The organism is Sphingobium sp. BHU LFT2 (genome assembly GCF_018604485.1).
Lineage (GTDB): Bacteria > Pseudomonadota > Alphaproteobacteria > Sphingomonadales > Sphingomonadaceae > Sphingobium > Sphingobium yanoikuyae_A.
In genome coordinates, this window is sequence record NZ_JAFCGW010000003.1 from 261,280 (window position 1) to 286,189 (window position 24,910).

Consider the following 24,910-nt stretch of genomic DNA (forward strand, 5'->3'; position numbering starts at 1 on the left):
CGCGGACCGGATCAGCCTGGAGCCCGAGGGGCCTATTCAGGCGTGTAGGCCGATCCGGAACCGAGGAACTTCTTCGTCGCTGCACGGGCTTCCGTCGCCTGCGTTGCCCGGCGCGCCTGCTCGATGGCCTCGCTGCGGAACTGCGCGGCCATCATGTGCTGGAGCTGGAACTGCTGCTTGGCCGTGAGCGCGAGAAGCTGGTTCGTCGCTTGGCTGACCTGGAGCGATCCCTCGGCACCCTGGCTGCGCGCCACGATGTCAGCCAGCGCCTCGGTGTCCGACTGGATGTTCTCGACCACCTGGGCCTGCATGGTCATCGTCTGGCGGAACGCGCCCATGCTGGCGTCGAGGCGCCCCCTCGCGTCGCGCACGCGGTCATCGGTGCGCAGTGCCGAGCTAAAGTCCTGGGGAAACAGCGACTGGAACTTGTCGTCGAGCTGGTCGACCCGAAAGTCGATGGCCTGCGCGCGGCCCATCAGCCGGTCGATTTCGGTGAGCTTGCGCTTAAGGGCGTCGAGCTGCGGAAAGTCGATGCGCGTCAGGTTCTTGCCCATGTTGACCAGCATCTGCGCTTCGTTCTGGAGTTGCTGGATCTGCTGGTTGACGGTCTGCAGCGTGCGTGCAGCGGTCAGGATGTTCTGCGCGTAGTTGCTCGGATCGAACACGACGCCGCCGAACTGGGCGTGTGCCGGGCTCGCCGTCATCGTCATCGCGCCCATGCCAAGCGCGCCGCACGCGCCGAGGCCGAGCAAGGCAGCAATCATGTGCTTTCGATGGGGACTATGCATCACGTCTCTCCTTCGTGGGGGGGGTGAATGTCGGGAGGGGGGAAATCGGCAGCGAGGTCGGCCGCCCAGTCGAGGCCGGCATCGCGCAGGAAGGCTTCGGCGAAACGGCCGCACCCATGCTCGGCGAGGATTGCATCGATCCGCGCCTGCGCTGCAGGATCCGACGAGCCGCACAAAGCCAGCGCGATCGGGCCCAAGCCCAGTTCGAACAGCCGGTTGCCGCTTGCGGACTGGAGATAATAGTGGCGCTTGGGGGTAGCCCGCGCGATCAACTCGATCTGCCGGTCGTTCAGGCCGAAGCGCGCGTAGATATCATGGCCCTGTGGCTCGATCGCCCGATCGTTGGGCAGCAGGATCCGCTGCGGGCAGCTTTCGATGATGGCCGGCGCGATCGCGGAGCCCGCAATGTCTGCAAGGCTTTGCGTCGCGAACAGCACAGCTACATTCTTCTTGCGCAGCACCTTCAGCCACTCCCGGATGCGGGCTGCGAAAAGCGGATGGTCGAGGAAGATCCAGGCCTCGTCGAGGATCAGCAAGGTCGGGCGGCCATCGAACCGCTCTTCCAGCCTGTGAAACAGATAGGTCAATACGGGCGCGACCGCGCCTGCCTGGCCCATCAGCGCCTCGGTCTCGAAGCACTGGACGTCGGCCAAGCCAAGATGCTGTTCGGCGGCATCGAGCAGCCGGCCATGCGGGCCTTCGAGCGTATAGGGCTGGAGCGCAAGGCGCAGCGCGTTCGACTGCAGCAGCAGCGCGAGTCCGGTCAGGGTTCGCTCCTCGCGCGGCGCGGAAGCAAGGCTGCCGAGAGCGGTCCAGATCGCGTCCTTCACTTCCGGCGTTACGATCAAGCCCTCGTGCGCGAGCAGCGCCGCGATCCAATCTGCTGCCCAGCTTCGTTCGCCCGCATCCTCAATGTTCGCAAGCGGCTGGAATGCGAGCGTCTCGCCGTCGGCCTCGGCCGAACCGAGCGCGTGATGGGCGCCGCCCATCGCCAATACGGCCGCCCGCGCGCTGTTACCCTTGTCGAAAATATAGACCTGCGCGCGCGGGTATCTGCGGAATTGCAGCGCGATGAGGCTCAGCAGCACCGACTTGCCGGCGCCCGTCGGCCCGACGACCATCATGTGCCCCACATCACCGACATGGGTGGAAACCCGGAACGGCGTCGAGCCGGCGGTCTTCGCAACCAGCAATGGCGGTCCGTCGAGGTGCCCATTGCGCACCGGCCCGGCCCACACCGACGAAAGCGGCATCAGGTGCGCGAGGTTGAGCGTATGCACCAGCGGTTGCCGGACATTGGCGTAAGTCTGGCCCGGCAACGAGGAGAGCCAGGCCTCGACCGCGTTGACGGTCTCGCGGACGCAGGTGAAGCCGAGCCCGTTGACGATCCTCTCGACGGCGCGGACCTTGTCCTCCACCGCCGCCCGGCTCCGGTCCCTGACCGTGATCGTCGTGGTCAGGTAGCCGAATGCGACATGGTCGCCGCCAAGCACCTGGAGCGCCTGGTCGGCATCGGCCACCTTGTTGTCGGCATCGCTGTCGAGCAATTGCGCGGGTGAATTATAGAGCACCTCGCGGAGAATTGCGGTGATAGATTTGCGCTTGTTGAACCATTGGCGCCGGAGCGAGGTGAGCGTCTTGGTCGCTTGGCTCTTGTCGAGCGCGATGAAGCGCGTGACCCAGCGATAGCCAAAGTCCTGGTGGTTGAGCGCATCGAGGATGCCGGGACGGCTGAGGCTCGGAAAGCCGAGGATGGTCAGCGTGCGGACATGCAGGTCGCCAAGGCGCGGTTCAAGCCCGCCGACCAGCGGCGTATCTGCAAGCAAACCGTCGAGATACATCGGCGTTTCCGGCGCGGCGACCCTATGATGACGGTCGGAGATCGCGCCATGCAGGAATGTCAGCGTCTCGCTATCGTCGAGCGGGCGCACCTGCGGCATGAAGCCGCAGAGCAGGTCGAGCACGCGGTCGGTCTCGGCAACGAAGCCTTCCAGTGCGCCGCGCCAGTCGCGTGTATTTTCGCCCTCGGGCCGCTCCACAAGGCTCCGCTCCGCACGGTCGGTAGCATCTGCGGGCGGAAGCCACGTCAGGGACAGGTGATAGCGGCTTTCGAAATGCGTCCCCGCCGCCTCGAAGGCCGCTCGGCGCTCGCCATCGACGAGCCAGCTCGCCGCATCGGCAAAGCTACTGTCGGGATAGGCCTGCGCCTCGCGCCGCTCCGCGTCGAAGAATAGCGCCCAGCCGCTGCCGAGTCGCTTGAGCACATTGTTCGCCCGCGCGCAGGCGGCGACCAACTCGGCCTCGGTCGCGGACTCGAGGTCTGGACCACGGAAGGCAAGCACCCGCAGAAAGCTGCCGTCCTTGTTGAGCACCACGCCGGGCGCCACCAGCGCGGCCCAAGGCAGGTGATCGGCAAGGCGCTCGGCGGACGCGCGATATTCGCCCAGGAACATCATTTCAGGTGCCTCAGCATGCGAAATATCCCTTCTGGCGGATGTGGCGCAGGAGGACCGGCGCGAAATCGGGATCACGGCGGGCGGCCATCACGGCGATGCTATGGCCGACGGCCCAGAGCAGCACCCCGGCCAGCCACTGCTGGAGGCCGAGGCCGACCGCTGCCGCCAGCGTGCCGTTGACGATCGCTAGGCCCCGCGGTGCGCCGCCGAGCAGAAGCGGCGAACCCAGCGCGCTGTGGATCGGCACCTCGTAGCCATCGATATGCTCTGATCCGGAGGACATGGCGCCGGTCACGAGATCAATGCTCCGCCGCCGAAGCTGAAGAAGGACAGGAAGAAGCTCGAGGCGGCAAAGGCGATGGAGAGACCAAAGACGATCTGTATGAGCCGCCGGAACCCGCCCGCGCTCTCGCCGAAAGCGAGTGTCAGGCCGGTCACGATAATGATGATCACGGCGACGATCTTGGCTACCGGCCCCTGCACGGATTCCAGCACCTGCTGCAGTGGTTCTTCCCACGGCATGCCGGAGCCGGCCGCCTGGACCTGGGCGGCGAGCGCCAACGCGAGGCCGATCGCGGCGCCGACAAGCGACGAGCGGTTGGCGATGCGGCGGGGATTGCGGGCAAAGGTCATGGGTCAGGTCTCCTTCGGGCTGGGCTTGGGGGGATTGAGCTTGGGAAGATCGGCGAGCGCATAGGCGCCGGTGTCGGGATCGAGCCCGGCGACACGCGCGATCGTGGCGACGCGGCGGTCGACGCCACGCCCGGCGATGAACACGATGATGTCGATCGCTTCGGCGACCAGTTGGCGCGGCACGGTGACGACCGCCTCCTGTACCAACTGTTCGATGCGGTAGAGTGCGGCCCGGGCGCTGTTGGCGTGGACCGTCGCGATCCCGCCGGGGTGACCGGTATTCCATGCCTTGAGCATGTCGAGCGCTTCGGGGCCGCGGACCTCGCCGACTACGATGCGATCGGGGCGCAGGCGCATGGTCGAGCGCACCAGCTCGGTCATCGACACATGCGGTGGACGGGTACGTAGCGCCACCGTGTCGGGCAGCGGGCATTGCAGTTCGCGCGTGTCCTCGATGAGGATGACGCGGCTATCGAGCCCCGAATGTTGTGGGGCCATCTCGGCGAGCAGCGCATTGGCGAGGGTCGTCTTGCCCGAGCTGGTGCCTCCGGCGACGAGGATGTTGCAGCGCTGGGCGACAGCGGCGCGCAGGGCGTCTGCCTGGACCTCCGACATCAGCCCATCGGCGATATAGTCGTCGAGCGTGTGCAGCCTCGTGGCAGGCTTGCGGATGGAGAAACAGGGTGCGGACGACACCGGAGGCAGCACGCCTTCGAAGCGCTCGCCGGCGCAGCCCTCGATATGCGGCGGCAGCTCGGCCGATAGGATCGGGTGTTCGGCATGGACCTCGGCCCGGACATGGCTCGCCACCAGCCGGATGATCCGCTCGACCTGGTCGGGTTCGATGCGGACCTCGGTATCGGTACGGCCTTCGCCAAGACGATCAAGCCGCAGCGCCCCATCAGGGTTCACCATGATCTCGGTGACTTGGCTGTCGCGCATTGCGGCAGCAATTTCGCCGCCTAGCGCAGTGATCAGCATCCGGCGACGGCGCTCAGCCGAGGTTGCCGGTCCTGCGGTGTCTGGGCGGCCGCTCATTCGCCATTCTCCGAAGAACCGGCCAGGGTGCGCCGCCCGGTCGAGACTTGCCGTCCGACCTGGGTCACGAAGGCTTCGAACCTCTTGGCTCCGAGCGCGCGGCCCGCCTGGTCGTTTTCGGCGAGCGGCGTCTGGATCGCGAGTTCGAACCGGATGAAGAGGGCGAGCGTCTCGAGGATCACATAGGTGTCGCGATCGACCCGGCCGATCGCCTGCGTGAGCCGGTCGAGGCGGATCGCGAACCGATCCTCCAGCTCCGATGCGCCCCGGCGATTGAGCCAGGCAGTAACCGCATCGACCAGGATGGCCGACTTGCTGGCGCCGGGCCTGGCGGCGAGCGCTTGCAGCCGATCGGACACGGGCTTGGGCAGGAAAAGCTGATGGCGGATCTTCTCCATGATCAAAATCCCAATTGGAGGTCGTCGGGGCGATCCGAGGCGGCATCGAGGCCGTAGACCGTGCGCACGGTGCCGAGCTGCTGGACCCGGTCCATTGCGCGGCGCTCGGCAGCCTGATCGCCATCGTCTTCGCCAAGGCCCAGGGGGTCGGCGACCTCTGGCTCGATGACGACCGCGGGTTCGATGTCGTGCGCGGGGTGACGCGCCTGCTCGAGGCCGCCGGCGTCGGCTCCTTCATCGGCATCATCGTGGGCGGAGAGGCGAATGTCAGCGCCGCGAACTTGTCCAGCCCAGTCATCCGCGCGAGCTGCCGGAAGGTCACGATAGCCGGCGCCATCCAGTATCGGTGCGGGCGAGAGCCGCTCTGTGAATCGGCGATCCTCGTAATAGCGCAGCTTCTTCACGCGTATCGGGAGGTGTCCAGAGATCAGGACCAGCCCATCGGTGGGCGCAAGCTGCATCACCTCGCCGGGCGTCAGCAGAGCCCGCGCAGTCTCCTGGCGGCTGACCATGACGTGCGCGAGCCAGGGGGCGAGCCGGTGCCCCGCATAGTTGCGCATCGCGCGCTGTTCGGTCGCCGTACCAAGCGCGTCCGAAATCCGCTTGGCGGTTCGCTCGTCGTTGGTCGCAAAGGCAACGCGGACATGGCAGTTGTCGAGAATGGCGTTGTGCTCGCCATAAGCCTTCTCGATCTGGTTCAGGCTCTGCGCGATCAGGAAGGCGCGCACCCCGTAGCCCGCCAGGAACGCGAGGCTCGTCTCGAAGAAGTCGAGCCTTCCCAGCGCCGGGAACTCGTCGAGCATCATCAGCAACCGATGTCGGCCCTGTGGGGTCTCACCGTCCTTGCCGACGCCGTGCAATTCCTCGGTCAACCGGCGGCCGATCTGGTTGAGGATAAGGCGAACAAGCGGCTTGGTGCGGCTGATGTCGGACGGCGGCACGACAAGGTAGAGCGAGATCGGATGTGCCGCTCCGACGAGATCGGCGATGCGCCAGTCGGATGCGGCGGTTACTGCAGCGACGGTCGGGTCTCGATAAAGGCCAAGAAACGACATGGCGGTCGACAGCACGCCGGAGCGTTCGTTCTCGCTCTTGTTGAGAAGTTCACGGGCCGCAGAGGCGACCACGGGATGGACCAGCGGCGCATCCGGCGTACCGAGATGGTTGGTGGCCATCATCCTTCGCAGGGTCGCGGCGAAGCTGCGTTGCGGGTCCGACAGAAGGCAAGCGACGTTGGCAAGCGTCTTCTCTTCCTCGGCATAGAGGACATGGAGGATGGCGCCGACCAGCAGCGAATGGCTGGTCTTCTCCCAGTGGTTGCGACGCTCCAGCGCACCCTCGGGATCCACCAGAATGTCGGCGATATTCTGGACGTCGCGGACTTCGTTCACCCCGCGCCGGACCTCGAGCAGCGGATTGTAGCGCGCCGAGCGAGCGTCGGTGGGATTGAACAGCAGGCAGTGCGAGAAGCGGGCGCGCCAGCCGGCGGTCAGTTGCCAGTTCTCGCCCTTGATGTCGTGTACGAGGCAAGAGCCGGTCCAGGAAAGCAGGGTTGGAATGACAAGGCCGACTCCCTTGCCCGATCGGGTGGGCGCGAATGCCATGACATGTTCGGGGCCATCATGGCGCAAGTCATCGTGGCCGATGCAGCCCAGCACGACGCCGCGCTGGTCGAGGAGCCCGGCACCCTTGATGTCCCGGTGCGTCGCCCAGCGGGCCGAGCCATAGGTCGTCAGATTGTTCGACTGGCGCGCGCGCCACACCGAGCCGAAGATCGCCGCGCCGCAGCCGACGAAGCCGCCAGCGGCTGCGATGGCACCCGCCTTGTCGAACACGACGGGTGCATAGGCGTCGAACGAAAACCACCAAGGAAAGATCGACCAGGGATGATAGATCGGCTGGCCCAGCAAGACGAACCAGGGGGCGCCAAGCTCCGGTTGATAAGCGAGCTGCGCCGCGGCCCATTGCGTGGCGGTCCAGATGCCCGCGAGGATGATCGCGAGCACTATGAGGATTGTCCTATGAGTAGCTTTGTCGGGGTCATGCGGGCCTCCGCCCCGGTCCGGGAACTGACCGCGGGCTAGGGCATAGGGTCCCAGAAGTACGGCTTAGGCGTCAGGTCGCCGCTGGTGTCGCGAGGCATCTCCTCGCGGTCCCCAGCGACCGGTCCCAGACCGGCTCCATGTCGGGGCGGCGAATCGCACCCGCAATTAGTTACCTCCCGGCGGTCGATGGCATCATCCCGGCCTGCCAACGGCCAAATTCCGTGTGGCCTTCGATGCGCAGGAACAGGGTCATGCCATCCGGCGAGCCTGTAATTTCACGCGAGAGCAGTCGACGATCACGTCTGGCCAACGCCGATCACATGCATCGCGGAAAAGTTCGATCTCGTGGACGTCGCCAACCCGCGCGGGCAGGACGGAAGCGTCACTAGGCGATAATCATGGTCGCTGCTCCGGAAGCGTCGTAGCGCTAGTCGACCTCTTCCAAGACTGCGAGACATCTCTGCTGGGCGATCCCAGCGAGCAATCGAATTCGACCCAAATGAGACTTACGGGTGCCGATTTTCCGCTCTCAGGAGCGGTAGGTCCGCTTTTGTGAATTTGGCTGCCCAAGATGGCCGGGTCGCTCTTGGAACCTGCGTGCGGTTATAGCTGACGGTTACGCCGGGTCGGCTGCCAACAAAATATTGCCGTTCCGGCTTGGTCACCCATATGACAGCTTACCCCGCAACCTGCCAATCGGGTCTAGCATACCGGCTGGTGCTCTGTGCGCCCATCCTCGCCGTTCGCCGGCTCATTCGGATTTTCCGAAACCGGTCATTCAATCGCGAATAAGTGGCCTATCTGACAACGGAAAAGCGGACGTTCGGCCACCGACCAATTTCTGCCGCCTAAGCGTCTGTCAGCCACTCTAGAAACAGACCAATCTCTCCCCGCAAGTCGGCCTCTTTCAAACGCTTTGCGGTATCTGATGTTATGGTCAAAAGTCGTTCTGCAGTGAAAGCCGCAGCCATGTCGTTTTCTGGGCCAAGGACCGTTAGCTTCTTCCCAACGAATAATACAAAACGGTCAGCCTGACCGCCGAAATTGCCCCAATAGCTACTGAGGCCGACTTGTTTGGAAAGGATCTGGCGCGGATCGGTATTGCGCTCAAGTTGGTCAACCTCGGCGGCGGTAACTTCATACCGCAGACCACAAAAAGCCACACAGGCAGCAGAACTCATAAATCCCTCCCCGGTGGATGTGCCGTATCGAATTTCATGGCAGCTTTCCACATGGCGGCGCTGAAAAGCAGACTGTCTAGAATCCACCCCTTCCCGACGATTTGATGGAGTGAACGAAGCGACGAGTCGCGCCGGTGCGGTCGTTTCGGTTTATGTTTGCACCAAATCCGACGCCTGGACGGCCCGCACGGGTGGTGAGCGGAATGGCGGCTTTTAGCGTGCCTCCTTCAAAAGCCGACAAGATCAATAATGGTCGCCAAACGTCTTCACTTCACCTGTAACGCCGTTGACTATGAGTATTTCCGGACCGTCCACCAGCCCTCCCTCTGGAGAAAACCTATCTACGACAACAGCCCAATTGCTGGGATCGTATGAGGGACGTTGGGCTTCCGCGACCTCAAGCCGCCAGCCAGCCAAATCTTGCTGGGCAATATAGTTACGGGCCAACACCAATGCTTCTTCCTCGGAAATCTTGGGTTTGCGTGCTTTTACCATTGGTGTCACCCCTTCAAAATCCGACCCTAATGGCAAGTTTCGGGATGCGCGAGCGAAGAAGCTAACAGCAAGAATTGGTCGACGGCCGACCGACCGCTTTTTCCATCCGCGACCGATCGCCAGCCCCGAAAGACGACCGGCAGTTATCGCCCACTATCCAGCGGAAACCTACCAGTCAGCAAACGGCCAGTCTTGCTCGCTTCCTGCCGCTGCATGCTGTCTTTTTAAATGTCCGGTGTCCGACTTAAACCTGCCTTTGTGATGCCGGCCTGGGAATGACGGCAATGTCCCGAAGCGCGTCCTTCGCAGCAATGTGCGACAAGCGGGTGTTCTCGGTTACCCGCAACCTTTAGCGTATATCTTTGCCCGTTTTATGTGACGCCCCTAGGACAACCTCGTCGCAGTGCCTGAACTCTAATCGGCTGGTCGCTGTCGATCAGTGACGGATCTTGACCCGCTTTTGTAACGGTCGCCTCCAACCTTGTGTTTCCACGCTGTCCCGTTCTATATTTGTGCCGCTTTGCTCGTTGGGCTTGCATTGCAACCGGTACCGCCCATGCATTTGGAGTTCGCACGCTTTGCGCATCGCCGTCCCCTTCCTTGGCAGAGCGCGCCAGGCCTGAGCCATGCGGAGCGATCTCGATCATCTGCCGTTACACAAGCAGCGCGAGCTGGATCTTGTTGTGGAGACGCTGTTCCAGGGGCTTCGCGATGCCACCGGCAGGGCGACGGGGCGGCGCAAGTCCGGCCGGATCCTCAAGATCATATTGTTCGGATCCTATGCCCGCGGCGACTGGGTGGATGCCCCGCTCGATGCGAACCGGTACAAGTCCGACTATGATTTGCTGGTGATCGTCAACCAGAAGGACCTGACGGATCGTGCAACCTATTGGGACGAGACCGACCAGCGGATCGTCACCGCCTATAATTTCGAGAAGACCCTGGGTACGCCCGCCAATTTCATCGTCCACTCGCTGCAGGAGGTGAATGACGGACTGGCGCATGGCCGACTGTTCTTCATGAATATCCTCAACGACGGCATCCTTCTCTACGAATCCGACGATCGGCCGCTGAAGACGCCGGTTCCCAAGACGCCGGACATGGCCTTGGCGGCTGCAGAGGATTATTTCGCGGAGTATATGGCTGACGCGGCAGAATTTTTTGGCGGTTACCAAGACGCCATGCGCCGTGAGCATTTCAATTTGGCAGCGTTCCTTCTGCATCAGGCGGTCGAAAATCTCTACCAGGGCCTATTGCTGACTTTCACTTTCTATACCCCTTACGATCACAATATTCTGTTCCTGCGGGACCTTGCCGAGGATATCGATCGCAGCCTCTTCGACGTCTGGCCGCGCGGTACGCGGCGGGAGCGCGCGCTCTACCAGAAATTGAAGGACGCCTATCGCAAGGGGCGCTATTCGCGCCATTACAGGATTAGCCGCGAGGACCTGGAATGGCTCGCCGGCCATGCCGAGGTCCTTGGGCAGCGCGTCCATGCCTTGTGCCAGTCGCGCATCGCCGAATTGCGCAGGGCCGTTACCGATCAGGCTTGAGCCGACGTCTTGCGCCCTTCGCACCTTTGGCTATCATGGGCTGCGGAGGCGTTGATCGCCGGCACCCGCCTCCCTCCTGTTCTGCCAGGCATCACTACATCCGTCCCTGCGGTCGGGTGGCAGGGGTTTTTCTAAAGACCTCGCGCGTCGCTAGCTCTCGCCAACCCCGGACCGCCCCGGGGCGCGACGACTGCTGGCCCGACGAGGTCGTGCGTTTCCATGCCAATGCGACATGCCCAGGCGCTTGCTGGCGAGCGCCGCATCGCTGCGCAACCCGCCGACCCGGACCCCAGTGAAGGCGCGCACGAGATTGGCGGCAAGGCCAGCAGGATCGAGGGGCTTTACCGGGCGGAGGCGCCGCGCCTCACCCGCTACTTTCGCCGCCGTATCGGCGAGGCGGACGAAGCGCCCGATCTCGTGCAGGAAGCCTTCGCGCGGCTCGCCGCCTTCATGGCGCGCGAGGGCCTGGCCAACCCGGCACCCTATCTCCAGCGAATCGCACGCAATCTCCTGTTCGAACGGAGCCGCCGCCGCGCGCGCCGCATGGCCGCCGCCCATGTCGCCATCGGCGAGGAAGCCGACATTGCAGTGCCGCCTGCCCAGGAGGAAGCCCTCGCACATGCCGAACTCATGGCGCGCTACGAAGATGCCGTGCAGGGCCTTCCCGACCGGACCCGCGAGGCATTCCTGCTTCACCGCCTCGACGAACTGACCTATCGCGAGATCGCCGAGCGGCTCGGCATCTCCATTCCCACCGTCCAATATCATGTCGGGCGGGCACTGGCACAAATCTCCACGGCTCTTAAAACCGAATGACACAGATGGATGGATCGCGAACGCCCGAGCTGCGCGAGGACGCTGCCATGTGGTTCGCCCTCATGCGCGGTCCCGAAGCCGAGACGCAGCGCGCGGAATTCGAGACCTGGCTTGCCGCAGATCCGGCGCATCGCCAGGCCTATAGCCATATCAGCGAGGTGTTCAGCCTCGGGAAAGGGCTGAAGCCCGCCGTCGAGGTCCCGGATGCACGCCGTCCTGTGCGACAGCCCATGCTGCTCGCCCGGATGATGGGCAGCCCGGTCCTCATGCTGCTGCTCCTTCTCGTGTCCATTCCCATGCTGCTCGGCCTGACCGTGCTCGCGATGCGCGCGATTGGCCCCGGCCATCCGCTCATCCAGGCGGCCGAAACGGGCAGGGCACAGGTCGCCGAGGCGAGCCTAACCACGTCGCCCGGGGAAGTGCGGGCATTCCGACTCGCTGATGGTTCCCGCCTGATCCTCGATGCCGACAGCCGCGTGCGCGTCATGCTCTCGGCCGAGCGGCGCGACCTGGCGCTGCTGCGTGGGCGCGCGCGCTTTGTCGTCGCGCATGAGCCGCGGCCCTTCGTCGTCGCGGCCGGCGGGGGGTCTGTCCTCGCGCGCGGCACCATCTTCGATGTGACGCTTCGTGGCCATGGTGCATCCGTTGCGCTCATCGAAGGCTTGGTCGATGTCCGCCAGCCCGCCTCGGGTACGGCCGCAGGATCTTCGCTTGAAAGCGGCGAGGTGACGCGCCTCACCGCCGGCCATGGCATCGCGATCGGTGGGGGGAAGGGGGTGGCGCTTCAGGCAATCCCGGTGGTCCAGGCCGACTGGCCGAGTGACCTGCGCGATTTCAGGAACGTGCCGCTGCGCGATCTGCTGGCGGAGGCGAACCGCTATGCCGACAGGCCCTTGCTCCTGGCCGAGCCCGGGCTCGGCGACCTGCGCGTCTCGGGCATCTTCCGCGTCCGCGAACCCGCGCGCCTTGCCGCAAACCTTGCAGAACTGCTCGATCTCTCCCTCGTCCAGAGCCCGTCAGGCATCGCGCTTGGCCGACGCTGCGCTGCGCACGAAAAAAATTCGTGCCCGCCCTCATAAATTTCGCCTGACCGGCATGGATACCCCTGGACAGCCTGCAACGGGACAAGGGGGTAACCATGAGCAACAAGAGATCGAGTGCATTTTTCCTGGCGGCGAGCCTGTGGGCGCTGGCCGTTCCGGCAGGGGCGCAGGAACCACGCCAGGAGTTGCACCTGCCTGCCCAGGGGCTCGGCGATGCGCTGCGAGCGCTCGGCAGCGCCGCCCGGCGCGAGATCATCTTCACCCCCGAGGCCGTCGCCGGCAAGTCCGCCGCTGCGCTCGACGGCGGCTATACGTTCAAGGAAGCACTCGACACGCTGCTGGCTGGCAGCGGCCTGTCTACGGTCGAGCGCGACGGGGCGGTGCTTATCGTGGGGCGATCGCAGGCGCCGCCAGCCCCGGCGGCAGCCCATAGCGAGGATGCCGCGATCCTGGTGACAGGGTCGCGCATTCGCGGGGCACCGCCGGCCTCACCGGTCACCGTCCTGAGCAGTCGCGAGATCGCCCAGTCAGGGCAGACCGACCTTGGCGAGGCAGTGCGCACGCTGCCGCAGAGCTTCGGTGGTGGCCAGAACCCGGGCGTTGCGCCCGGTGCGCCGGGCAGTAACAACAACCAGAATTCGGGCTCGAGCATCAATCTGCGCGGCCTCGGGCCAGATGCGACATTGACGCTGCTCAACGGCCATCGCCTCGCCTATGGCTCCTTCACTCAGGCCATCGACGTCAATGCCATCCCGCTTGCCGCGGTCGAGCGCATCGAGATCGTCGCTGACGGTGCCTCGGCGCTCTATGGCTCGGATGCGGTTGGCGGCGTCGCCAATATCATCCTGCGCAAGGACTATGACGGCGCTTCCGCTACCGCGCGGCTTGGTTCCGCGACTGACGGCGGCAATACGCAGCAGCAATACAGCCTTGTGGCGGGAACGACCTGGAACGGCGGCGGCCTCATGGCGACCTATGATTTCGAGCGCGACACCGCGATCACCGCCCGGCAGCGCAGCTATACCCAATATATGCCGGGCAATACGACCTTGCTGCCTGCGGTGAAGCGGCACAGCGCGGTGCTGAGCCTGCACCATGCGCTCTCTCCCGACCTGACCTTCAGCATCGATGGCCTCTATAATTGGCGGCGTGCTCCCACTGTCCTGCAGGTGCCTGGCGGGTCGCGCTACACGACCGAGCCGACCAACCAGTCCTTCGCGATCGCGCCGTCGCTGTCGTTCCAGGCAACGCCCTCGCTCACCTTTGCCATCAGTGGCGTCTATGGCGAGGACCGGACCGACACCAGGCAGTTCACCACCACTGCGGCCGGCGCGGTCAGCGCCTATCCCTATTGCTACTGCAATATGGTCAGATCCCTCGAAGCGACATCGCAGGGTGACCTCTTCGACCTGCCTGCCGGCACGGTCAGGTTCGCCGGCGGCGCCGGCTATCGCGACAATGGCTATCTCAACCGCTCCACCAGCCTGCCCGAGCCGATCGACGTCCACCAGGACAGCTATTATGGCTTCGGCGAAATCTACGTCCCGCTGGTCTCGCCAGGACAGGCGGTCGCGGCCATCCATCGCCTGTCGCTCACCGGCGCGCTGCGCTACGAGAAATATCCCGGTATCGACGACGTGCTGACACCCAAGCTGGGCTTGATCTATGCGCCGAGCCCGGACCTCGATCTCAAGGCATCCTGGGGCAAATCCTTCAAGGCGGCAACGCTCTACCAGCAGTACCAGCCCCAATATGCCTTTCTGTACGACGCAACGACCCTGGGTGGTTCGGGCTACCCGGCGGGCGCGACCGCTCTGTTTACCAATGGCGGCAACCGGGCGCTCAAGCCCGAACGCGCGACCTCCTGGTCGGCGACCCTCGCCGCCCATCCCCGCGCTGTTTCCGGGCTCCGGCTGGAGGCGAGCTATTTCGAGATCGCCTATCGCGACCGGGTGGCGCAGCCGTTCCAGGGCACCGACTTCTACAACGCGCTCGGCCGGCTGACCCTCGACGATTTTGTCGATCCCTATCCTGATGCCGAGCAGCAAGCGGCGCTGATCGCCGCATCGCCCGTCCCGCTCTTCAACTATTCGGGGCAGGCCTACGACCCGGATGCAGTCGTCGCCGCCGTCTACAATACATTCTTCAATGTCGCGCGACAGAAGATCCGCGGCGTCGACCTGATGGCCCGTTATGATGCTGAACTCGATAGTGGCGACAAACTGTCTCTGACAGGCTCGGCGTCCTGGCTGCAGTCACGCCAGAGGCTCGACCCGTCGCTGCCTTATACCGACCTTGCCGGGACGATCTTCAACCCGCCGCACTGGCGGGGCCGGGCCGGAGCGACATGGACGCGCGGCCCCCTGAGCGCATCTGCCTTTGCCAACTATACCGGCGGGGTGGACGACACCCGCAATAGCCCCGCTGTCCGAGTGGGATCGCAGACGACCTTCGATCTCGCGCTTGTCTACCGTCCATCGCAGGAAGGACTGGTCCCGGGCGTCGGCTTCGCGCTGGCCGTCCGCAACCTTCTCAATGACAAGCCTGCCTATGCGCGCGCGGTGGCTGACTATTATGTCAGCTACGATTCCACCAACCAGTCCGCGATCGGTCGCTTCATCAGCGTCTCGCTAACCAAGGAGTGGTGAGTGATGACCCGTCCTGGTCTTCCCGCAGCTGGATCGACGCAAGTGGCAGCGCGACGGCGGGGTCGTCGCTTCGTTGGCCGCGCACGCGGAGGGAAGCGACGTATCGCCCTTGGCAGCCTTGCCCTTGGCATGGCGCTGGTGCCGGTTGCATCCCGGGCAAGCCAGCCGCCCTGCGACCTGCTGCCGCCCGCCGCGGCGCCGGCCGAGGCCCGGCGAGAGATCAATGCTCTCGACCTTGTCCGCCTGCGCGATTTCGGGGGCATGCAGTTCGATAGCTATCCGGGGCCCCCAGCGGCGCTGTCGCCTGACGGCCGGCATGTGGCATTGCAGCTTCGTCGAGGTGACCCTTCATCCAACCGCTACTGCACCGGCATCCTGGTGAAGGAGACCGGGAGCGCCGCGCCGCCCCGGATCGTCGCCGATGGCGGCGAGGTCATCCGGCTCTCCTTCGACAAATATGGCTTCTCCGGCCTTGTGGCAGGCGCGCCGGTGCCGTCGGTCCTGCGCTGGGCGCCCGATGGCAAGCTTCTGGCGTTCACCAAGGCGGCGGGCGGTATCATGCAGCTATATCTCGTTCGCCCCGATGGGACGAATGAGACGCAACTGACGCATTCGAACGTTTCGATCGACGATTTCCGGTGGCTGTCAGGCGGCGAGGCGATCGTCTATTCCAGTCGCGCCGGCCTGGTCGACGCGGAGCGGCGGATCGAAAGCGAGGCGCCAGGCGGATGGCGCTACGACCTGCGTTTCTGGCCCCTGGCCGGTGGCCGGCCGCACCCGCCATCCCCGATCCCCAGCCGGGCCGACGTGATCACGCTGGCGGATCGAACGGTGCGCCCGGCAAGCGATGCGCAGCGCCTCGTCCTGGAACCGGCGGGCACGCCGGGCTGGCCGACCGGGGCGATCCAGGCCCTGCCGCTGGGCAGCGGCGCAGATCGTGCATGGCTGGCACCGGCCAACCCCGATGCCTTGTTCAAGCCCAATATTCTCCATATCTCCATGAACGGCCGCGAACTGCCTTGCCCGCAGCAGGCCTGCAGCGACGTGATCGCCCTGTGGAAACGCGATGATCGCACGATCCTGTTCCTCAAGCGACAAGGCGTGGCGCGTAGCGAACTGGCCCTGATGCGCTGGGACCTCGGCGCAGGCGCACCTCGGCGGCTGCTCGTCACCAACGAACCCTGGCTGGGCTGCCAGCTCGGGCCTCAGGAGCTGGTCTGCACGGCGGAGGGCGGAACTGCGCCCCGCCATGTGATCGGCGTCGACGTGCGCACGGGCAAGGTCCGCACCATCTACGATCCCAATCCGGAATTTGCCGCAATCCGGCTTCGCCACCCCGAGCGCCTGGTCTGGCGCAATGCATTCGGCATCGAGACCTTTGCCGACCTCGTCCTTCCTTCCGGTTATCGGCCCGGACATCCCGTTCCGCTCATTGTCGTCCAATATGATTCGCGCGGCTTCCTGCGCGGCGGTACCGCTGACGAATTCCCGATCCAGCTGTTCGCGGCCCATGGCTTTGCCGTCCTGAGCTTCAATCGGCCGCCCTGGTACGCCCTCCAGGGAAAGCCGCTTGATCTTTTCGCCTTCCTCCAGGCCAACCAGAAGGACTGGCTAGATCGGCGCAGCGTCCAGTCCTCCCTCGAAATCGTCGTCGAGCGCCTGATCGCGCGGGGCATCGCCGATCCCGCCCGCATCGGCATCACCGGGCAAAGCGACGGTGCCTCCACAGCGTCCTTCGCGCTCATCCATTCGCGCCTGTTCAAGGCCGTCGCGCTCAGCACCTGCTGCGAGGATCCGGCGATGATGGCCAGTCTTGGTCCTGGATTCGAGGACTGGTATGCGAAGTCGGGATATCCAAGGTTCAACGAGGATCGTCCCGACTTCTGGAAACAGGGGTCGCTGGCGCCCAATCTCGGGGCGCTGCCGCCGGTTCCCTTGCTCATCCAGGCGGGCGAGGAGGAGTTCCGCTTCGCGTTGCCGACCTACGCGGCAGTCAAGAATGCCGGCTGGCCGACCGAGATGTATGTCTTTTCGGGCGAGGGCCATGTCAAGCTGCAGCCAGCCCATCGGCTCGCCGTCTATGAGCGAAACCTCGCCTGGTTCCAGCGCTGGTTCAAGCCGAACGAGGGTGCAGCGCCATGAGGCTGAGTAGGGTCAGCCGCGACGGGCAGCGAGCCAGGCTTCGACATCCACGAACCGCATGATCCGCACATAGAGATGATCTCCCGCGTCCGGCACCGTCGCAAGACTGGCCTCCAGTGCCCGCCGGTCGAGGATCCCGCGCGCGCATAGTTCGCCTTCCAGCAGCATCGCGCGGATAGCGGCGAGGTTGCGGAGATAAAGGCTTCGCACGAGGCTGGTGAAACCGCCCTTCGAGGCACGCTGGACGATCCTGGCCTGGAGCTTGGGGGCATAGGCGCGGCGCGCGATCGCCCGGTTCATGCCATCCTCGTACCAGAGCCATGTCGGCTGCCGCAGGCAGGCCTCCATCACCGGTTGCGACAGGAGCGGATAGATAACCGGCATGCCGTCCGCGCCATCGAGATAGTCGATGAGGGCAAGGCCGCGCATGATCGCCGCGACATGCTCGCGCTTTCCGACGGGAAGGTCTGCGAACTCGTTGATCCAGGGATGCGGCGGATGCGCTGTTCGTGCGTCGAGCAGCGCGGGAGCGAGCAGGCGCTCGTCCCGAGGCCACGTCCAGCCCCGACGGCGGCCCAGATGCTTCTGCAGTGATCGCCGCGCGATCAGGAAGGGCGAGCATTCGGTTACCGCGGCGACCTCCATCACCGTGCGCCAATATCCCGCCCCCATCCCCTGAGCTGCCATCCTGTCGCTTGCCGGCGTCGCCGAGCGCAGGAAGCAGAAGACATTGTCGCCGCCGCTGCCATAGGCGATCGCCCTTGCGCCGACCTTTTGGGCGACAGCGCTGCCATGCTTGACGAGGCTTTGCGTGAAGGCGCGCGTGGAGGGCCGGGGGCGCTGCGCCGCGCTCGACACGGACAGGGCGACATCGGTTGGGGAAAGGTCCAGTTGATGCGACTGCAGGTCGAGATGCCGGCATACCTCGCTGGCAAATGCGCGTTCATCGCCGCTCCCTGTGCCGCTTACCAAGGTAATTGCATGGCGCAGGCCGGGGAGCGCCGCGGCGAGCACCGAGGAATCAAGCCCACCGCTCAAGGTCAGGGCCACCGGACCGACCTGCCGCGACCAGTGGTGGCAGGCGCTGTCCACCGCCTGCGCGACCTCGTCCTGGGCCTGTGCGAAAGACGGGAGGGCTGCGGCGTCGATGAACTTGGCCGGGCTCCATAGCGCATGATGATAGACGCCCTCGGGCCCGATATGCAGGATCTCGCCTGGCAGGATTTCCTTGATGCCGACAAGGGCGCTCTCCCGTCCGACCAAGTCTGGATAGAGCAGTTCGTCTTCGACGACAGTCCAGTCGATCGCATTGGCGCGACCGGTGAACGCCTCGATGAACGGCAAGTGGGACGCGACCACCAGTTCGCTTCCCCAGCGCCTGTAGTAGCAGGGGCAGCGCGCGGACGGATCACGATAGATGCACACCGCATCCGCTCCCTCGATGCCGGTCCAGGCCACGAAAGCGCCCCACCGCGCTTCGATCGCTTCGAGAAAGGCAGCGGGCGCGGCGTTGGAATCGACGACCCCTATGAACGGGGATTCGCCCGGTACGCGCGAAAAGGCCGGCCCCACTATGTGAATGTCTGCAGGAACGCCGCCGATGCTCTGGGTTGGACCTGTCGCGAACAAGGCGTGAGCGCTCGAGACGGCACAGGGCGCCAGGCCCAGCCGCTCTGCAACCGCATCGGCCGCGGTTCGGGCCGGGGCCGGCCGGTCGCGCTCCAGCGTCACCACGCCGAGATAGGCGCCAAGCATCATAGCTGCAGGATCGGCGTGAAGCACGCGACCCGCTCATGCGTGTCTCCCAGGATCATGTCATGATCCTGGACCCAGCAATGCGCCTCGAACGGGTCGAGGCGCACGCCGAGCACGAGGCGGCAGCACATGTTTCGCGACCGCAGGAAATGCAGCAGTGCCATCGAATCGGGGAGGCAGGTGTCGCGCGCCCGGACGAGCTGCCGCGCCTGCACGAACAGCGCGGTTCTGGCTGCTACCCGGCCAGGCTTCATGGGCATCGACGGGCGGGACTGGAGGCGGCGGACCCACCTTATGAGAAGGCGCAGGGGAATGAGACGCACCGCAAGGCGCATCGCGATGATCCGCACGATCGCCGCCCCTGTCGCAAGGGGTCGGCGCTCTACGTCGCCTGTGGCGGGCGACGGGCCATCCTGCGCAGGTACCGTGATATGGCTCGGCTCCGCAGGGCGTCCGAAATCCGCGTCGCAAAGGCCTATCCGGGCAAGCGCCTCTAACCGATCGTCGGGATCAACCGCCGGGGCGCCGCTGTGTCGCAGGGCGTGGAGGGCCTCGACCAGATGCTGAGGCAATTGGAGGTAGATGTCGCGCGCAACGTCGATGATGACGATCCGCCCGCCGACATCGCACCAATATATGTCCGCGCGGGCCATGATGCATTCCGGCTCCCTGCATGCGGGCGTCGCAGGCAGAGCCTGCCTCGCGGTTTGGGGTTATGGAGCCTGGCGCATCCCCGGCCGGGAATGCGCCAGGGTAGATCAGTCGTCGAGAATACCGGCAAGGCCCTGGCCGGCAGGCGCATCGACCGTTCCACCGGAGATGCCCTTGGTTTCGACGCTCACCACGCCGAGTTCGACGACGTCGTCACGGCGGTCTTCGCTGTTGCGTTCCATTTCGTCTACTCCTTGTAGCCGCTGGATTGCGGCACGAGAAGAATAGGACCCGGATTTTCCGCGTGCGAACTTATATTATGCCGGAATGAGAGTCCTTGGGACGGGGCAGGCCGGACTATTATCATTAGTATTGAGAATGCCTCATATTCTGGATGACTATATTCATGGCTGTATTATATTGTTGATCACGAAACTCGACTGTGCGCGCGCTCGGTGATAGCGGGCCATCGCTCGGCGCGCCGCGCCGATCGGCTGCCTGTCGATCGAGGCGAGGAGCTGCGAGAATTCGCCGACGACATCAGGCAGGAGGCGATGCTCCAAGGCCCGCGCGCGTGCCAATGCGCTTGAGGCTGCTGCCACTGCTTGCTCCAGCTCCTCATTTTGCGGGACGGATGCGAGGATGCCGAATAGCCTTTCGGACGCTGCGGCCACTTGTCCGGGCTCCAGGGCCTCATGCTTGAGCGCGCCGAGTCCTTTCCTTGCGCTCTCTGGCAAAGGACGCTCGAGAGCGATTTCGATCAAATGGCCATGCCAACGATAGAGCCCGGCGAGCCGGTCGGCATCGAGCGGCCGGACGCGAAAGCCGCCGCCCGGAAGCAGAACGACAAGACGCTCGCCCACCAGCCGGTTCAGGGCATCACGGACGGGTGTAGCGCTCGCGCCGAACTGATCGGTGAGACGGGTGAGCTTGAGCATTGTGCCGGGCGCGAAGGCGCCCTCGACAATTTCATGCCGGATGCGACGATATATATAGTCTGCCGTGATGGGCTCGGGCGCCATCCTACCTCCATTCTACGCCTTGGGACCACCGCGCCCCGCGCTCTGGTTCGCTAAGGCCCTGTCGGTATCGCTTCCGCGTACTGGTATCGGCTTGGCGCGCCGGCTACCTGCCCGCGGGATCGCGCGTGCCGATCCTGCGGGCGCTGCCCTTGTATCGGCGCATGTCGACGCGGACGCCTCCCCGGAGGCATGCCGGCGCCGGCTGGGGCTGCGCTCTATGCCGACATGTCGGCCCCGTCGCTCGGGCAATCACCACCCCAGATGTTGACGAATCGGTCAAGTAGCCGGACAATCTTTGCCCTGCCCTCCTGCGTGAGACTGACGCGTACATAGCGGTGATCGCGCTGTCGCCGGTTCCGCTGGGCTTCGTTTTCCGGGCTCGCGCCGCGGCGGCAGAGGACAAGGCCATCCCGCTCCAATTCGCCGACCTTGCGATGCGCGGTCGACGCCGGCACCTGCGAGGTCAGGCACAAGCTCCAGGCATGCAGCGCGCGATGCTCGCACTCGGCGAGATAGAGCTGGGTAAGCATGTCGAGGCGCGGGGTGAATGCGAAGTCACTGCCGAGGCAATCACTCGTCGCCTCGCGCATGCTGGCTAGAATCCGGCATGCCTGGGCGCGCAGCTCCTTGTCCGAGCCTGTCATCTGGCAGCCTCCCTATCCTGTCCCTCCCGGACAATGCGCAATCGCCCGTCGCTCCGATATGTCACTCTGGCGCGATCCCGAGCGGTCATGTTCCGGGCCAGGGCGGCGCGGAGGCATGCGATATCGCCCGTTGGACCCTGCCTGCGCCGCGTCACGTTCGCGCCACTGCCTCGTGCCCCGCCGAGGAGCCTCGTCATTGGCCGATCCAGCTCCACGCCGGATCGCGGTGGCCCTGACGTCGGCGTCGATGATGCCGCTCCGTGCCGATGATGAGGAGGAGAAGCATCGGATAGGACAGCTTGCCGACGACCCACCAATAGGCCAGCGGCAGGATGTCGGCGTCGACGGCACGCGCGGCATGGGCAGCGAGCGCCAGGCACTGGATCGCCGCAACCCAGAGCGGCCAGAAGCGATTCGCCCTCAACGCGATCGCGAGCAGAGCGGCGAGGAGCGCCGCATCGATCCAGACGATCGACCACTGCACATCGCGAAAAGCCAAGGCCCCCTGCATGTTCGTAAGGCTCGTTGCAATCGTGGCGACCAGCATCGCCGCTGCCGCGAGACGCTCGGGGGCGCCGCCGCGCCAGCCGGCGTGGATCGCCAAGACGGTGACCAGCAGGAGGAAGGCCGCGATCGGGGTCATCGATGTCGCGGACGTGCGGGATCATCGCCGCCGCTCATCCATCGGCTCCGGATGGCTCTACGCCGATCGCGCTTGCCGGCGGCTTGAGGACGTCGCCGAACGCTTGCACGTCGATCCCGAGCTTGCGACCAAGCATTTCTAGCATGCGGTGGGCCTCGGCGACCTGTCCGAGCGCGCTCGATGTCAGCAACTGCGCGTTGCTGATGGCGGCCAGGACCTGATGGCCGGCCACGGGGGACAGGTTGCGGCCGACTTGCGCCAGGATCGCGGAAGTCGAAAGCTCGCCGCCTTTGGCAAACAGGGCTTGGAGCAGCTTCTCATAGGCGTGCAGATCGCTGGCGAGGGCGGCGATGCCCGGGCCCGAGGCATGCGGGCCAGATTTATTCGCCAGCGAAGAATCTGGAGAGGACCTCGAGGCCGACGGCCAGCATTCCGAAGCTTGCCGCGGCGGCAAGGACGAGGAGGATGAACCAGAAGAGGCGGTGGATAAGTCCGAGTGCATTGCGATCTACTCCCTTGTGACGAAAGGGAAGCAGCACCTGCCATTCGCCGACCTGCAACCCTTGACCCGGCACTGGGGGATCGCTCGCGCCGATGGCTACCCTCGCCAATTCGCCCCCCGATTTCCCGGGGGGCGTCATATTCTTGCCGCCGAACAGCATTTCGGCCGCCCGGCGTCGGTTGGGCGCGCCCAGGATTGCTACCGCCTCTGAAATATAGGAGTCCACCGTGCCGACGCCGATGCCGAGCTCACCCGCAATCTCCTTGGACGTCCGCAGCTGGAAGACATGCCACAGGCATTCGCGATGGCGGGGGGCAAGCCTGTCGGCAAGGGCTTCAGCCTCCTCCATCACTGCATCGCTCCTTCAAGGACCAGTAGGGGGAGAGGGCGGGCTGCCGCCCGCTCGATGGACGCGGCGGGGGCCGCGAGGATCATCTTGATTGCCGTTCGCACCAGCGTTGCACCTCCCTCCGCTCCATCATGATCGAGCGGCCCGCAGCACCTTTCCCAACGTATCCAATCCCATACCGTTTATGGTCAATTCTGGCCGCAGGGATAGTAGATCGCGAATCTCCGGTTTGCCACCCCGACGCGCGGGGAAGACATATGCCCGCGGCGGATGGCCGATCCGTTTGATCGGTTCGGTCGTGCGCACAGATTGCGTGATTCGCGGCGTGCCCCCCCTATGAATGGCGCTTTGCAATCATGCATCTTTGCGGTGCGGCTTGTTAATACGTCGGACCCGCTCGCCTGCCAGCCCGCAGCGTTCCTGCGCGTTCCCGGGCTACGAGATCCTGAACCTGGCGCTCGCAGTGGCTTATAGACCCGCGCGGCCTCGAGGCGAGGGATGGCTTGGGATTGCTCCGCGGCCCGAGCCCTGGATTTCTTTCATCTCCTTCCCCCTGGCCCCCGCGCCGCCACGCACGCGATGCCCTCTCATTGCTCGACCGGTCGGCCCGCTGGAAATCCCCGCCACGATCTTCGGGGGGTGACCGCCTCGCGCGAAGGCCGCGATGACCAAAGGATGCGCTGTCGTTGCCCGGCCCGGGCACCGCCATCGCCTGGGGCATCGAGATCGACTGCCCTTGCGGAAAGGGGGCATATGCATAGGTCTGGTGATCACCGCTTCGGCTCCCCGAATGTGCGTATCCCTTCCGCATCTCCTCGGCGCCCGCGCCGGGCCCATCCCGTCATGCTGGCGCCTCCGCCGCCTGCCGCCTGGCGATGATAGCCGGGCCGCTGGCTCGCCGTATCGAGGCACTGGTGCGTCGCGGGCGCGCCGGTCTGGCCTGGGAGGTGACGCGGCGCGACCCCGCCTATCGTGCTGACTGGGAGCGCGCGGTCGTCGCTGACAATCTACCATCCGGGCGAGACGACCGCCCGTTGGTCTCGCGCAAGGCTGCCCTGGCGCACCAATGGGGGTTGCACTTTTGCCGAAGATCCAGGGGAGGATTCTATGCAGGTGGTGCCGGTCTGGTCTGCCGTCCTCGATCCGTGCGTCCTGCGCGCCCGGATCGCATCTGGGGAGGCGAATGCGTTCTGTCGCTTCGATGCGCCGGCCCGCCGGGCGCGCAGCATCCCGGGGACAGAAGGCGAGCATATCGCCTTCGACTGCCTGGGGGAGGTGGCGCGGATCGATCTTGTCGGGGAGAGGTTGCCCGCCGAACCAGTGCTGCTGAGCTTCGAAATCATCGCCGACGAGCGGCTTGGCTCGCAGTTGGCCGCGCTCCAGCGGATCTACTTCCATGCCGGGGCGGGCGGGCAGGCGAATCGGCTGCGGCGCCAGCATCTGTCGCTTCTCGCCGCAGATGCACGCGCCGCAGGGGCGAACCTGCGGGACGTCGCCGAGCTTGTCCTGGGGCCAGGCAGCTGGCCCGGAGATGGCGAGCACCGCAAGTCGCTGGTCCGCCGCCTCGTGGCGGCAGGCACCCTGCTATGCCAGAAGGGACCTGCCGCAATCCTGCAATCCTGGCCTGACGGGAATGGCTGAGCGGCGTTGTCGATCTTTTGCTTCGATGGGCCGGGCGTGCATGTCTGCATCTGGTTCTGCGCTGGCGAATTGCCTTTCTGTCCTAAATCTCCAGCCCGGAGGGATGACGGGGCAGCGGAGGCTTCCGTGGAAGGTTCGAGGGGCGCATCGCGTTGGGGCCACGACCGCGCTCCAGGGCTCGCTGCCCTCGCCCCCGAGCCCCTTGCGAGTCTCGGCCTTCGGTGACGATCGCTTGCGCAGGATGATGGTCGCCGCGCGGTTCGCGCGGCGGCGTTTTCTGTTTGCCTCTCCCGGCGTGGCGGGAGTGGCCGGCGCTCCCGGCTAGGCCCGTCGCGGCCAAGGACAACCCCGCCCGCTGCGCTCCTGCGGGGTGCTCCACATCCGTTCCGCCCTTGCGGTGTCCTTACCCGCTGGAGCCGGGCCTCTTGGTCGCATTTCGCCGCCCACCCCCGCCTTTGCGGGGAGGC

22 protein-coding genes and 2 pseudogenes are annotated in these 24,910 nt (G+C 65.2%); 7 read left to right on the top strand and 17 right to left on the bottom strand.

The genetic code is table 11. The features are described from left to right. Nucleotides 1-32: 32 nt before the first annotated feature. The 9 genes and pseudogenes from trbJ to JQK15_RS08595 all read right to left on the bottom strand — a co-directional run bounded on the left by trbJ (nucleotide 33) and on the right by JQK15_RS08595 (nucleotide 9,034). Nucleotides 33-788, bottom strand: coding sequence for a P-type conjugative transfer protein TrbJ (gene trbJ / locus JQK15_RS08555; RefSeq protein WP_214864899.1), 756 nt, complete (start codon nucleotides 786-788; stop codon nucleotides 33-35). Continuing rightward, nucleotides 788-3,244 (bottom strand): conjugal transfer protein TrbE, encoded by a 2,457-nt coding sequence (trbE, locus tag JQK15_RS08560; RefSeq protein ID WP_214864901.1) that lies wholly within the window; start codon nucleotides 3,242-3,244, stop codon nucleotides 788-790. Before trbE ends, trbJ begins: the two co-directional genes overlap by 1 nt. A gap of 10 nt (nucleotides 3,245-3,254) precedes the next feature. Beyond that, entirely contained in the window at nucleotides 3,255-3,527 is a 273-nt protein-coding gene (locus JQK15_RS08565) for a VirB3 family type IV secretion system protein (protein WP_026109541.1), read from the bottom strand. 8 nt (nucleotides 3,528-3,535) lie between these two features. After that, complete coding sequence (locus JQK15_RS08570; protein WP_214864903.1) at nucleotides 3,536-3,877, bottom strand: TrbC/VirB2 family type IV secretion system protein; 342 nt, start codon at nucleotides 3,875-3,877, stop codon at nucleotides 3,536-3,538. Between the two features lie 3 nt (nucleotides 3,878-3,880). Beyond that, nucleotides 3,881-4,915 (bottom strand): P-type conjugative transfer ATPase TrbB, encoded by a 1,035-nt coding sequence (gene trbB / locus JQK15_RS08575; protein WP_214864905.1) that lies wholly within the window; start codon nucleotides 4,913-4,915, stop codon nucleotides 3,881-3,883. Continuing rightward, the gene (locus JQK15_RS08580) at nucleotides 4,912-5,313 is read right to left on the bottom strand and encodes a CopG family transcriptional regulator (protein WP_214864908.1); all 402 of its coding nucleotides are present in this window, start codon (nucleotides 5,311-5,313) and stop codon (nucleotides 4,912-4,914) included. The genes trbB and JQK15_RS08580 overlap by 4 nt, the downstream gene beginning before the upstream one ends. A 2-nt stretch (nucleotides 5,314-5,315) precedes the next feature. Beyond that, nucleotides 5,316-7,357, bottom strand: a pseudogene (locus JQK15_RS08585) (conjugal transfer protein TraG). Between the two features lie 849 nt (nucleotides 7,358-8,206). Then, nucleotides 8,207-8,539 carry a hypothetical protein gene (locus JQK15_RS08590; RefSeq protein WP_214864910.1) on the bottom strand — a complete coding sequence of 111 codons (333 nt, stop codon included), beginning with the start codon at nucleotides 8,537-8,539 and terminating at the stop codon, nucleotides 8,207-8,209. 243 nt (nucleotides 8,540-8,782) lie between these two features. Then, complete coding sequence (locus JQK15_RS08595; RefSeq protein ID WP_214864912.1) at nucleotides 8,783-9,034, bottom strand: hypothetical protein; 252 nt, start codon at nucleotides 9,032-9,034, stop codon at nucleotides 8,783-8,785. 626 nt (nucleotides 9,035-9,660) lie between these two features. Here JQK15_RS08595 and JQK15_RS08600 point away from each other — a divergent pair. The 5 genes from JQK15_RS08600 to JQK15_RS08620 all read left to right on the top strand — a co-directional run bounded on the left by JQK15_RS08600 (nucleotide 9,661) and on the right by JQK15_RS08620 (nucleotide 17,236). Next, nucleotides 9,661-10,587: a HEPN domain-containing protein gene (locus JQK15_RS08600; RefSeq protein ID WP_214864914.1), complete on the top strand. Its 927-nt coding sequence runs from the start codon at nucleotides 9,661-9,663 to the stop codon at nucleotides 10,585-10,587. Between the two features lie 219 nt (nucleotides 10,588-10,806). Beyond that, nucleotides 10,807-11,403: an RNA polymerase sigma factor gene (locus JQK15_RS08605; RefSeq protein ID WP_251007655.1), complete on the top strand. Its 597-nt coding sequence runs from the start codon at nucleotides 10,807-10,809 to the stop codon at nucleotides 11,401-11,403. Nucleotides 11,404-11,450: 47 nt separating this feature from the next. Continuing rightward, the gene (locus JQK15_RS08610; protein WP_251007656.1) at nucleotides 11,451-12,482 is read left to right on the top strand and encodes a FecR family protein; all 1,032 of its coding nucleotides are present in this window, start codon (nucleotides 11,451-11,453) and stop codon (nucleotides 12,480-12,482) included. A 59-nt stretch (nucleotides 12,483-12,541) separates the two neighbouring features. Beyond that, nucleotides 12,542-15,094, top strand: coding sequence for a TonB-dependent receptor (locus JQK15_RS08615; RefSeq protein WP_214864916.1), 2,553 nt, complete (start codon nucleotides 12,542-12,544; stop codon nucleotides 15,092-15,094). A gap of 3 nt (nucleotides 15,095-15,097) precedes the next feature. After that, complete coding sequence (locus tag JQK15_RS08620; protein WP_251007657.1) at nucleotides 15,098-17,236, top strand: Atxe2 family lasso peptide isopeptidase; 2,139 nt, start codon at nucleotides 15,098-15,100, stop codon at nucleotides 17,234-17,236. A 12-nt stretch (nucleotides 17,237-17,248) separates the two neighbouring features. Here JQK15_RS08620 and JQK15_RS08625 read toward each other — a convergent pair whose 3' ends face one another. From JQK15_RS08625 to JQK15_RS08660, 8 genes are all read right to left on the bottom strand, one after another. Next, complete coding sequence (locus JQK15_RS08625) at nucleotides 17,249-19,018, bottom strand: asparagine synthase-related protein (protein WP_353047192.1); 1,770 nt, start codon at nucleotides 19,016-19,018, stop codon at nucleotides 17,249-17,251. After that, nucleotides 18,991-19,644, bottom strand: a complete 654-nt coding sequence (locus JQK15_RS08630) for a lasso peptide biosynthesis B2 protein (protein WP_214864918.1) — start codon at nucleotides 19,642-19,644, stop codon at nucleotides 18,991-18,993. Before JQK15_RS08630 ends, JQK15_RS08625 begins: the two co-directional genes overlap by 28 nt. A 105-nt stretch (nucleotides 19,645-19,749) precedes the next feature. Beyond that, on the bottom strand, nucleotides 19,750-19,884 hold the full coding sequence (locus JQK15_RS08635) for a benenodin family lasso peptide (RefSeq protein ID WP_136185973.1): 135 nt from the start codon (nucleotides 19,882-19,884) through the stop codon (nucleotides 19,750-19,752). Nucleotides 19,885-20,046: 162 nt separating this feature from the next. Next, nucleotides 20,047-20,664, bottom strand: a complete 618-nt coding sequence (locus JQK15_RS08640) for a GntR family transcriptional regulator (RefSeq protein ID WP_214864920.1) — start codon at nucleotides 20,662-20,664, stop codon at nucleotides 20,047-20,049. A gap of 215 nt (nucleotides 20,665-20,879) precedes the next feature. Further along, nucleotides 20,880-21,308, bottom strand: coding sequence for a helix-turn-helix domain-containing protein (locus tag JQK15_RS08645; protein WP_214864922.1), 429 nt, complete (start codon nucleotides 21,306-21,308; stop codon nucleotides 20,880-20,882). A 193-nt stretch (nucleotides 21,309-21,501) separates the two neighbouring features. Next, on the bottom strand, nucleotides 21,502-21,951 hold the full coding sequence (locus JQK15_RS08650) for a hypothetical protein (RefSeq protein ID WP_214864924.1): 450 nt from the start codon (nucleotides 21,949-21,951) through the stop codon (nucleotides 21,502-21,504). Nucleotides 21,952-21,985: 34 nt separating this feature from the next. After that, complete coding sequence (locus JQK15_RS08655) at nucleotides 21,986-22,183, bottom strand: hypothetical protein (protein WP_038293004.1); 198 nt, start codon at nucleotides 22,181-22,183, stop codon at nucleotides 21,986-21,988. A 148-nt stretch (nucleotides 22,184-22,331) separates the two neighbouring features. Beyond that, entirely contained in the window at nucleotides 22,332-22,802 is a 471-nt protein-coding gene (locus JQK15_RS08660; RefSeq protein WP_214864926.1) for a sigma factor-like helix-turn-helix DNA-binding protein, read from the bottom strand. Between the two features lie 875 nt (nucleotides 22,803-23,677). On the opposite strand from JQK15_RS08660, the pseudogene JQK15_RS27410 reads away from it, so the two are divergent. After that, nucleotides 23,678-23,872 (top strand): annotated as a pseudogene (locus tag JQK15_RS27410) (transcriptional regulator domain-containing protein); the annotation flags it as partial. Between the two features lie 37 nt (nucleotides 23,873-23,909). Further along, nucleotides 23,910-24,443, top strand: a complete 534-nt coding sequence (locus JQK15_RS08665) for a DNA -binding domain-containing protein (RefSeq protein ID WP_017502566.1) — start codon at nucleotides 23,910-23,912, stop codon at nucleotides 24,441-24,443. Nucleotides 24,444-24,910: the final 467 nt, after the last annotated feature.